This is a genomic window from Roseateles sp. P5_B10, assembly GCF_056400485.1.
The window spans coordinates 1-1537 of record NZ_JBFULE010001057.1 but is presented as its reverse complement, the minus strand read 5'-3'; the positions used below and the strand labels follow the sequence as shown (position 1 = coordinate 1537).

The following is a 1537-nucleotide window of genomic DNA, read 5'->3' as shown; positions in this document are numbered from 1 at the left end:
GCCCGGAGCCTCCTCATGCGCGCCACCGCGCCCGATCCCCTTGCCGATGCTCTCGATCGCCTGATCGAGCAGCGCAGTTTTGACATTCACTTCCAGCCCCTGGTCGCCATCGACAGGGCCGACATCTTTGGTTTCGAGGCGCTGACCCGCGCGCCTGCCGACGGCCCGCTGCATTCGCCCCTGGTGCTGTTCGAGGCCGCCGCCCGGCTGGGCCGCCTCGTCGAGCTGGAACACCTCATCATTCGCCGCGCCATTCAGCGCTTCAAGGCCCTGGGGCTGCCGGGCCAGCTCTTCCTGAACGTGACAGCAGACACCCTGCTCGGTGCCCGCGAGCATGCCGGCCTGCTGGCCACCGAGCTGGCTGAACTCGGCCTGCCGACCTCGCGCGTCGTCATCGAGCTGACCGAAACCCGCCCCATCGAAGACCTGGCCCAGCTCGACGATGCGCTGCAGGCGCTGCGCGACCTCGGCTTTCGTGTGGCGCTGGATGACCTCGGTGAGGGCTTCGCCTCGCTGCGCCGCTGGATGGAGATGCGGCCGGACTTCGTCAAGATCGACCGCCACTTCATCGACGGCATCGCCCAGGAGCCGCTGAAGCAGCAGTTCGTGCGCTCCATCGTCGAGATGGCCGTGACCAGCGGCTGCGAGGTCGTCGCCGAAGGGCTGGAGCAGGAGCCCGACCTCGACGTGCTGCGCCGCCTGGGCCTGTCCATCTGCCAGGGCTATCTGTTCGCCCGCCCGAGCGCGACGCCGCGCGCCAGCCTGAGCGCCCAATGGAGCGGCCGACTGGCCGCTGACGCCCAGCCGCGCCTGCTGCAGAACGACCTCGCGTTGCCGCTGACCCAGGGCGCCATCACCAGTGCCGCCCAGCTGGCGCGTCGCGGCCTGACGGTCACGCCCGAGACCAACTGCCGCAGCATCGTCGACCTCTTCCACCGTGACGAGCAACTGCTCGCCATCCCCGTGCTGGACGCCCAGCAGCGGCCGATTGGCGTGCTGCGCTCCCTGCATGTGCTCAAGCGCAGCACCGAGCGTTATTTCATGGACATCTTCGACAAGCGCAGCTGCGTCGAGTTGATGGACGCCAATCCGCTGGTGTTCGACGTCAGCACGCCGCTGCGCGCGATGAGCGACGCGATGGCCAACCTCGACGAACGGCTGCTCGTCGACGGCTTCATCGTCACGCGCGACGGCTGCTACCTCGGCTCGGGCCGCAGCTCCGACCTGCTCAAGGCCGTGTCCGACCTGCAGGTGCATTCGGCGCGCTATGCCAACCCGCTGACGCTGCTGCCTGGCAATGTGCCCATCGACAACCACCTGGACCGCCTCATCGAGGCCAGTGAAACCTTTGCCGCCGTCGTCTGGGACATCGACCACTTCAAGCCCTTCAACGACGTCTACGGCTACCGCATCGGCGACGACATCATCCGCCTGGCCGCCCGCGTGCTGACCCAGGCCGCCGACCCGCAATTGGACTTCGTCGGCCACATCGGCGGCGACGATTTCGTCATGGTGCTGGGCAGCACCGACTGGGAGG

At 68.1% G+C, this 1537-nt stretch carries 1 protein-coding gene; it reads left to right on the top strand.

The features are described from left to right. Positions 1-15: 15 nt before the first annotated feature. On the top strand, positions 16-1537 hold a 1522-nt coding region (locus tag AC1DU6_RS30745; protein ID WP_477861885.1), incomplete at its 3' end, for a bifunctional diguanylate cyclase/phosphodiesterase.